This window comes from Streptomyces sp. NPDC001480 (genome assembly GCF_042894725.1).
GTDB lineage: Bacteria > Actinomycetota > Actinomycetes > Streptomycetales > Streptomycetaceae > Streptomyces.
Genome location: NZ_JBIAVX010000058.1, coordinates 1 through 8,526, shown reverse-complemented (window position 1 = coordinate 8,526; position 8,526 = coordinate 1). Strand labels below are relative to the sequence as shown.

Annotated in this window: 7 protein-coding genes; 6 read left to right on the top strand and 1 reads right to left on the bottom strand. The window is 69.7% G+C overall.

Annotation, left to right across the window (positions count from 1 at the left end; translation table 11 throughout):
* Window positions 1-304 precede the first annotated feature (304 nt).
* From ACFY01_RS46630 to ACFY01_RS46620, 3 genes are all read left to right on the top strand, one after another.
* Window positions 305-1,594, top strand: coding sequence for an FAD-dependent oxidoreductase (locus tag ACFY01_RS46630; protein WP_390741866.1), 1,290 nt, complete (start codon window positions 305-307; stop codon window positions 1,592-1,594).
* Window positions 1,595-1,991: 397 nt separating this feature from the next.
* Window positions 1,992-3,590 (top strand): acetolactate synthase large subunit, encoded by a 1,599-nt coding sequence (locus tag ACFY01_RS46625; protein WP_390741865.1) that lies wholly within the window; start codon window positions 1,992-1,994, stop codon window positions 3,588-3,590.
* A gap of 59 nt (window positions 3,591-3,649) precedes the next feature.
* Window positions 3,650-4,783, top strand: a complete 1,134-nt coding sequence (locus tag ACFY01_RS46620) for an FAD-dependent oxidoreductase (protein WP_390741864.1) — start codon at window positions 3,650-3,652, stop codon at window positions 4,781-4,783.
* Between the two features lie 103 nt (window positions 4,784-4,886).
* On the opposite strand, the gene ACFY01_RS46615 is transcribed toward ACFY01_RS46620, so the two are convergent.
* A complete protein-coding gene (locus ACFY01_RS46615; protein ID WP_390741863.1) occupies window positions 4,887-5,795 on the bottom strand; it encodes a LysR family transcriptional regulator in 909 nt (302 codons plus the stop codon).
* A gap of 137 nt (window positions 5,796-5,932) precedes the next feature.
* Between ACFY01_RS46615 and ACFY01_RS46610 the strand changes: the two genes are divergently transcribed.
* The 3 genes from ACFY01_RS46610 (at window position 5,933) to ACFY01_RS46600 (ending at window position 8,514) form a co-directional block, all read left to right on the top strand.
* On the top strand, window positions 5,933-6,751 hold the full coding sequence (locus ACFY01_RS46610) for an inositol monophosphatase family protein (RefSeq protein WP_390741862.1): 819 nt from the start codon (window positions 5,933-5,935) through the stop codon (window positions 6,749-6,751).
* 42 nt (window positions 6,752-6,793) lie between these two features.
* Window positions 6,794-7,390, top strand: a complete 597-nt coding sequence (locus ACFY01_RS46605) for an NADPH-dependent F420 reductase (RefSeq protein ID WP_390741861.1) — start codon at window positions 6,794-6,796, stop codon at window positions 7,388-7,390.
* Window positions 7,391-7,572: 182 nt separating this feature from the next.
* A complete protein-coding gene (locus ACFY01_RS46600) occupies window positions 7,573-8,514 on the top strand; it encodes an alpha/beta hydrolase (RefSeq protein WP_390741860.1) in 942 nt (313 codons plus the stop codon).
* Window positions 8,515-8,526: the final 12 nt, after the last annotated feature.

The following is an 8,526-nucleotide window of genomic DNA, read 5'->3' as shown; positions in this document are numbered from 1 at the left end:
CCGCGACACTACCCATCATCGAACAGCACGTGCTGGCAGCCATGGCAGCGAACGGCACACGGGCAGCACCGCGCCCAGAGCCCGGTGATCACGTCGGCGGATCTGCGGCAGGGGCGGCGGTCGCCTCGGCTGACCGCCGCCCCTGCCCGCATGGCGCCCTCAGTCCGTCGACGACCTGGTCGTCGGCCGACCGAGGAGCCGGGCATTCTCCTTGGACTGGATGTGGGAACGCGAGGTCTACGGACACCAGATGGACACCGCTTGACCTGTTTCTGGGCAGGAGGAAGCGCCGAGCATTCGTCTCGTGCCAAACGAAAACATCGAAACCGCAGTCGTCCTCGGCGCCGGCTTCGCCGGTCTCCTCACCGCCGCAGTGCTCACCAAGTTCTATCGGCAGGTCACGCTCGTCGACCGCGACCCCGCCTCCGGCCAGTACCGCCGGGGCGTCCCTCAGGGCCGGCATGCCCACAACCTCCTTCCGGCCGGCGCGCGAGTCGTCGACGAGGTCTTTCCCGGTCTGGTGGACGAGATGAGCGCCGACGGCGCGGTTGTGGCGGATGTGCTGTCGGACTACCGCTTCTACCTCGGCGGGAAGGAATTGCCGCGGGTGCCGGTCGGTGCGCACTCCCTCCACGCGACAGTGCCGTTCTACGAGCGCCACTTGCGCCGCCGGCTGGTCGAACAGGACGGCCTGCGGATGGTGCTCGGCGCTGACGTGGTCGGGCTGATCGGCGAAGACCGGCGGATCACCGGTGCACGCATCCTGCGGCAGGAGCCCAGCAGCAGCGAAGAGACGTTGAACGCCGACCTGGTGGTCGACGCGATGGGCCGGGGCAGCCGTACGCCGGTCTGGCTCGAGCAACTCGGATACGAACGTCCCGCCGAGCAACGCGTCAACGTCGACGTCGCCTACGCCAGCCGGCTTGTCCGGCTCCCGCCCCAGAACGACCGGGCACTGCTCATCGGCGGCGACGTGAAGACCAACGGCCGCGGGCTGCTGTTGCTGGCGGTCGAGGACGGCCGGCACGTACTGACCGTCACCGGCACGGGCCCTGCCTCGCGTCCACCGACCGACGAGGCCGGATTCGCGGAGTTCGTCGCCGCGGCGGCCCCGGACGACGTGCTCCCGGCGCTGAGGACCGCCGAGGCGCTCAGCGACATCGTCGCGTACCGCTTCCCCGCGACCCGCTGGCGCCGGTACGACCAACTCACCGATCTCCCGAACGGGCTGATCGTGGTCGGGGACGCACTGTGCTCGTTGAGCCCGGTCAACGCGCAGGGCCTGACAGTGGCGGCGCTGGAGGCCCGCGCGCTGCGTGACACGCTCTCAGCCGGCCGGCGCGACGTCACCGCCAACTTCCTGACCCGGGCGACGGGCATGCTGACCGCGCCCTGGGGGATGGCCAGCGAGCCGGGACAACCTGCGAACCTGACTCAGAAGATGCAGGGCGCCATGATGAGCCGGCTGATGGCCGCCGCGGCTACCGACCTTACGGTCGCGGCCCAGCTCATCCGGGTCCTGGCGCTACTCGATCCGCCTTCGAAGCTGTTGCGGCCGGCTGTGCTCGGGCGAGCGTTGCTTCGGGCAGCATGAGTGCGGGGAAGATCGACGGGGAGCACTCGCCGCAGGCCCGTACGAGCGCCGACACGCTGCCGGCATCCCCGAGCCGTCGCCGAACTCAGGGGGCATGACGCCTGCCGTCCTCGGGAGCATGCCTGCGGGTGATCACGCTCGGCGCCGATCCGGCAGAGGTCCGCAACGCGAACCCCGGCCGTCACCGCGCCATCTTCCGGACGCCGTCGGCCTGGTCCGCACCCGTATCCACTCCGTCAACTCGTCAATCGAGGCACATCGTGGAGAGGGACGGCATCGAACCTCGGCCCTCAGCCGACGCCCGCGTCCTAGCTGATGTGCCAGCGGGGTGAGCGTCAGGCCGCCAACAGCGAGAACACCACGGCTCAAAAGGATCACTGGAAGGCGATCAGCTTCTATGAACGGTGCCGAGACTCTCCTGCGCACCCTGCTCAACAACGGTGTGGACGTCTGCTTTGCCAATCCGGGTACGTCGGAGATGCAGTTCGTCGCGGCGCTCGACCGCCACCCGGCCATGCGCGGTGTGCTGTGCCTCTTCGAAGGAGTAGCGACCGGGGCCGCCGACGGCTACGCCCGCATGACCGGCCAGCCGACCGCGACCTTGCTCCACCTCGGCCCGGGCCTTGCCAACGGCCTGGCGAACCTCCACAACGCCCGCCGAGCGCACGCCCCGATCGTCAACGTCATAGGCGACCACGCCCGCTCGCACAAGGAGCTCGACTCGCCCCTTGAATCCGACATCGATGCCGCAGCCGCGACCGTCTCCAACTGGGTGCGCCGACCACCGACGGCGGCGCACATCGGTCCCGACACCGCGGCAGCCGTGGCGGCGGCGATGAGCGCCGGGGTGCCCGGCGCCCCGGACCGGTCACAAACCGGCACCTCCGGCGCGATCTCAACACTGATCATCGCCGCGGATCTTTCCTGGGAAGAGAGCGCCCCGCCCGCGCCACACCTCCCGGCACCGCCACCGCGTCGCGTCACCCGCCCAGACGTGGAAACCACAGCTGCATTGGTCGCCGGTGCCGAGCCCGTCGCGCTGCTGATCGACGGCGCCGGACTGGGTGAGCGAGGCCTGCAAGCTGCCGCCCGGATACAGAAAGCCACCGGAACCGCCGTGTTCTGCCCAACCTGGCCCGCCCGGCTGCGGCGCGGTGCAGGCGTACCGGCGATCCAGCCCCTGGGCTACCGGGCAGAAACCGTCAACCAGCAACTGGCAGGCATCAAGCACCTGATCCTGGTCGGAACACGCGAACCAGTGGCATCGTTCGCCTATCCGGGCCGTCCGGGCCTGCTCACTCCACCGGGAACGCGCGTGCACCCCTTCGTCCCTGACAAGGGTTTCGATGTCATCGACGCGCTGAGCGAACTGGCAGACATCCTCGCGCCGGACGCCCTCGCAGTGCTGCCAGCGCAAGACGCCCCGCCTCCAATCGCGGACGAGCCGTTGCGCACAGAGAACTGGGCAAAGGTCATCGGCGCCCTGCTCCCACCGGAAACGATCATCGTCGACGAGTCCATAACCGAGGGAATGAACACCCTCTTCCCGGCGACCGCCAACTCTGCACCACACGACGTGCTCGGGCTGACCGGCCTCGCCATAGGGCAAGGCATCCCCGTTGCCGCCGGCGCAGCCATTGCATGTCCCGAACGGCCCGTCGTCTGCCCGCAAGCCGACGGCAGCGCGCTCTACACCATCTCCGGACTATGGACCCAGGCCCGCGAGAAGCTTGACGTGACCACCGTCATACTCAGCAACCGCTCCTACGCAATCCTGCGCGCCGAACTGGACCGTGTCGGCGGCGGCCAAGCCGGACCGGCTGCCAACGCCCTCTTCGATCTCAGCCGACCCGACATCGACTTCACCGCCGTGGCCACCGGCATGGGCGTGCCCGCGACCCGGGCTGCAAGCACAACCGAACTGGCCGAACAGTTCTCCACCGCGCTGGCCACACCCGGACCGCACCTCATCGAGGCAATCCTCCAGCCGACCTGAACATCGTCGCAATTGGCGACAGCCAAAGACCTCGGCTTTCCGGCCGAAAGGAAACCACCATGACCACTCCCGTCACGATCATCGGCGCCGGGCTCGGCGGCCTGACCCTCGCCCGCGTCCTGCACCTGCACGGCATCCCCGCGACCATCTACGAAGCCGAGACATCGGCGGACGCCCGCACGCAGGGCGGCCAGCTCGACATCCACGAGTACAACGGGCAGCTCGCCCTCGAAGCGGCCGGCCTCACCGACGAGTTCCGCGCGATCATCCACGAAGGCGGCCAGGCCGTGCGCGTGCTCGACCAGCACGGCGCGGTACTCCTCGACCAGCCCGACGACGGCACAGGCGGGCGCCCCGAGGTGCTCCGCGGAGACCTGCGCCGTATCCTGCTCAACTCGCTGCCCGACGAGATGATTCAGTGGGGACACAAGGTCACCGGTGTCCGCCCCCTCGGAGACGGAAGGCACGAGCTGACGTTCGCCGACGGGCCGGCCGTGACGACCGGCCTCCTCGTCGGCGCGGACGGCGCCTGGTCGAGGGTCCGGCCGCTGCTGTCCGACGCTGAGCCCGAATACGTCGGCACGTCGTTCATCGAGACCTACCTGTACGACGCCGACCAGCGCCACCCCGCAGCGGCCAAGGCCGCCGGCGACGGTTCCCTGTTCGCCGTCACAGCCGGCAAGGGGATCCTCGGCCACCGGGAGGCCAACGCCGTTGTTCACACCTACGTCGCGCTCAACAAGCCGCAGGACTGGATCGCCGCCATCCTCGCCAGTCCCGAAACGGCGGCGGCCCAGGTCGCCGCCGAATTCACCGGATGGGCGCCTGAACTGACCGCACTCATCACTGACGGGGAAACCGCCCTCGCCCCGCGCCCGATCAGCGCCCTGCCGATCGGCCACCGCTGGGACCGCGTTCCCGGAGTGACGCTGCTGGGCGACGCCGCCCACCTCATGTCACCGTTCGCCGGGGAGGGCGCCAACCTCGCCATGCTCGACGGCGCCGAACTCGGCAAAGCCATCGCCGCACACCCCGACGACACCGAAGCCGCCCTCGCGGAGTACGAGCAGGCCCTCTTCCCCCGCAGTGCCCAGTTCGCCGCCGAATCCGAGAAGAACCACCGGCTGATCTTCGGCGACAACGCCCCCACCAGCCTGCTCGACCTGCTCACCGGCCAGGAGCCGACCGAGTGAGCGGGGCCCACCTATGGTGATCTGGTGCGGGCCGCACAGCGGCGGGCCGTGCCGCACCGAGGTGGTCCGCCTGGACGTGTGGGGGAAGCGGTTGGGCGGCCGACTACGACGGTGCTCCGCCCAGGGTCAGCGCGGTTCGCGCCAGCCCGCGCAGCCAGGTGTGGGCGTGGTCGGTGTCGTAGCGCTGATGCCACGACAGGTATATCGGTGCCGACGGCAGTTCGAGCGGGAGGGGGAGCACGACCAGGCCGAGGTCGGCGACCGCTGACCGCGTGGTGGCTTCGGGGACGCTGATCAGGAGATCGGAGCCGCGCGCGAACTCCAGCGCGGCCGCTTCCGTGGGCGCGGTCGCCACCACGCGGCGGGTGAGGCCGAGCCGTGCGAGGGCGTCGTCGAGGGCATTGCTGAGGTTTCCACGTCGCGAGACGGTGACGTGCTCAGCAGCGGCGTACCGCTTTGCGGTGACGGTCCTGACGCGGGTGAGGGGGTGCCCCTGCCTCACGACGATGACGAGACGGGACTCGCCCACGTTCTCGGCACGGATGTCCGGTGCGCTCGGGCGGTTGGCGTTCGCCTCCAGGTCGACCTCGCCGCGCCGCAACTCGGGTGTGTCGATGCTGGATTCCGCGACGAAGCGCAATCGCACGCCCGGAGCCTGTCCGCGCACGGCCGCGAGCAGCGCGGGGCCGCTCAAGGCGACCAGGGAATCGTGCCAGCGGAGTGTGAAGGTGCGCTCCAGCGTTGCCAGATCGAGTTCACGGCTCGGTGCCAGCACCCCCTGGACCTGCTGCAGCAGCTCGTGCACCTGTTCCCGGACGGCGATCGCATACGGCGTCGGGGTCATCGTGCGGCCGGTGCGCACCAGGATCTGATCCCCGGTCGTGCGCCGGATCCGGCCCAGGCTCCGGCTCATCGCAGGGGCGGTGACGTGCAGGCGCGCGGCCGCCCCGGCCACACTTCCCTCCTCCAGCAGCGCGTCGAGCGCGGCCAGAAGGTTCAAATCCAATTGCATGTGAGTAATCCTAGCCGTGCTTTACATGCATTTGAAGTTAATCAAGGGGCTGTATACCTTCGAGACCAGAGCGCTGAGCAGAGCCCACAGCTCGGCCCGAACGGCCTCATCACCTCCTACTGACAAGGGAGTTCACCATGTCCGACATGCTTCAGACCATAGACGCCGCAGCCTCCGACGCCGACCTGCTCGACCAGACCGCGATCGCCGTGCGTGCGGCTGGTTCGGCGCTGCGCGAGCGCTTCGGCGAGGTGGTGCGCTACCAGAGCCGCGAAGAGCTGATGGGCGCGCTCGCCGTCAACGACGAGATGGCCCTTGACATCCTGCGCCCCCGCCTCTCGGGCCTGCGCCCGGACGCCGGCTGGGTGGAGGACGAGCTGGACGGAGGGGCGCTGCCGCCCGGCGAATGGTGGGTCGTGGATCCGGCCGAAGGCAACGTCAACCACCTGCACGCCCTGCCGGAGTGGGCGGTGACCGCCACCCTCGTGCGTGAGAACCAGCCGGTGCTCACCGCGGTCCACCTGCCGTTGACCGGCGAGACCTACACCGCGCTCACCGGCGCAGGCGCTCACCTCGACGGCCGGCCGCTGCACGTCTCCCAGACCGCGGACCTCGGCCTGAGCATCGTGGCCACCAGCCAGGCCCGGCCGGACGAGGACGAGACGGTCGTGCGGCGCGTCGGCTCCTCGATCACCGCGATGCTCTTCGACGCGCTCGTCGTCCGCACCGCCGTGCCCGCGACCCTGCACCTGCTGAACGTGGCCGCCGGCCGGATCGACGCCTTCTGGCAGTTCGCCGGCGCCCGCGCGGACCTGCTGCCCGGGGCGCTGCTCGTCACCGAGGCCGGCGGACAGATCTCCGACACCCAGGGCCGCCCCTGGACCCCGCAGAGCGAAAGCCTCCTGGCCGCCGCGCCGGGCGTCCACGACGAGGCCGTCGCCACGCTCTCACGCTGACCGCGCACCACAACCCGCACCCACGAAAAGGACCACATCACCATGACCACGATCGCAGTACTCGGAAACGGCCGCGTCGGCGGCAACCTGGCCACAGCCCTCACCCGGGCAGGGCACGAGGTGACCGTGGCGGACCGCACGCCGGGCGCCGCCGCCGACGCCGCCCGCACAGCCCAGGTCGTCATCAACGCCACCCCCGGCGCCGGTTCGCTGGACCGGCTCGCCGCTCTGCGGGAGGAACTGCGCGGCAAGATCCTCGTCGACGTCTCCAACGCCACCGTCGACGGACCGGACGGACTGCCTGCCGACCTGATCTACCCCGGCTCAAGCCTCGCCGAGCAACTCCAGGACGCCCTCCCCGAAACCCGCGTCGTCAAGACCCTCAACACCATGCTGTTCCCGGTGATGACCGCGCCGGCCGCGCTCACCCAGACACCGACCGTGTTCCTCTCCGGCGACGACCCACAGGCCAAGCAGACCGTCGGTGAACTGCTCACCGACCTCGGCTGGCACAAGGAATGGATCACCGACCTCGGCGGAATCCAGACCGCCCGCGCCACCGAGGCCGCGATCCTCTTCGTCCCGCACGTGATTCGGTCCAGCGGATTCACACCCTTCGCGATCTCGATCACCCGCTGATCCGCACACAGTGCACCGCTCCCTGCGGGCCCACATCCAGAACGGATACGACAGCGCAGCCAGGGCCGGCGATCCAGCGCCGGACGGCATCACGCTGCCGCTGCTCCACTCCTGCGACTTGTAGAGATCGGAAAGGCGATTCCAATCCGTGTCGCTTCGCCAGCTCCAGGAAGGTCCTCATCATGTCCCTCGACCCCCAGATCGATGCCCTGCTCGAGAAGTTGGCCGAAGGAGGCGAACCGGCACCGGAGAGTCGAACGGTCGCGGAGAACCGCGACCTCGTGAGCAGCTTCTCCACCCTCGCGGGCGACGTCGAGCCCGTCGGCAGCGTGCACGACGCAGTGGCCGCCGCCGAAGGACTCGAGGTCCCCGTCCGTATCTACGCCCCCGCCACCGTCCCGCGCTCCGGGCCGCTGCCCGTGACGGTCTTCCTCCACGGGGGCGGATGGGTGCTCGGAGACCTGGACAGCCAGGACCACATCGCCCGCATCATGGCCAACCGCTCCGGCACGATCGTGGTCTCCGTCGACTACCGGCTCGCGCCCGAACACCGCTTCCCGGCGGGGATCGAAGACGCCTACGCCGCCCTGACATGGGTCGCGGCCAACGCCGGAAGTTTCGGCGGCGACGGGCAAAGCATCGCGGTGTTCGGCGAGAGCGCCGGCGGCAACCTCGCCGCGGCCCTCGTGCAGGAAGCGCAGCGGCGCGGGGGACCTCGGATCGCACTGCAGGTGCTGGCGTACCCGGCAGTCGACCGGTTCGACGACAGCCCCTCCATGTACCAGAACATGGCCGGACCGTTGCTGAGCCGCAGCTGGCTCGAATGGTTCTGGGGCCTTTACCTCAACACGCCCGACGAAGGCGCAGACCTGCGCGTCTCACCGGCGCGCTGCGACGAGCTGGCCGGGCTTCCTCCCGCCGTCATCGTCACCGCCGAACACGATCCGCTGCGGGACCAGGGTGACCGGTACGCGCAGAAGCTCGCCGACGCCGACGTGCCGGTCACGCACCTCCCGATCAAGGGTGCCACCCACGCCTTCTTCTCGTTCACCGGGTCCGTGCAGCTCTCACGGGACGTCCTGAATCAGCTCGGAGATGCTGTGGCCACGGCGTTCAACGACTGACCCGCCCGCCGT

Bases quoted from the DNA above. Each gene is read 5' to 3' on its own strand.
- ACFY01_RS46625 (WP_390741865.1), top strand. From the start codon at position 1,992: ATGAACGGTGCCGAGACTCTCCTGCGCACCCTGCTCAACAACGGTGTG.
- ACFY01_RS46620 (WP_390741864.1), top strand. From the start codon at position 3,650: ATGACCACTCCCGTCACGATCATCGGCGCCGGGCTCGGCGGCCTGACC.
- ACFY01_RS46615 (WP_390741863.1), bottom strand. From the start codon at position 5,795: ATGCAATTGGATTTGAACCTTCTGGCCGCGCTCGACGCGCTGCTGGAG.
- ACFY01_RS46610 (WP_390741862.1), top strand. From the start codon at position 5,933: ATGTCCGACATGCTTCAGACCATAGACGCCGCAGCCTCCGACGCCGAC.
- ACFY01_RS46605 (WP_390741861.1), top strand. From the start codon at position 6,794: ATGACCACGATCGCAGTACTCGGAAACGGCCGCGTCGGCGGCAACCTG.
- ACFY01_RS46600 (WP_390741860.1), top strand. From the start codon at position 7,573: ATGTCCCTCGACCCCCAGATCGATGCCCTGCTCGAGAAGTTGGCCGAA.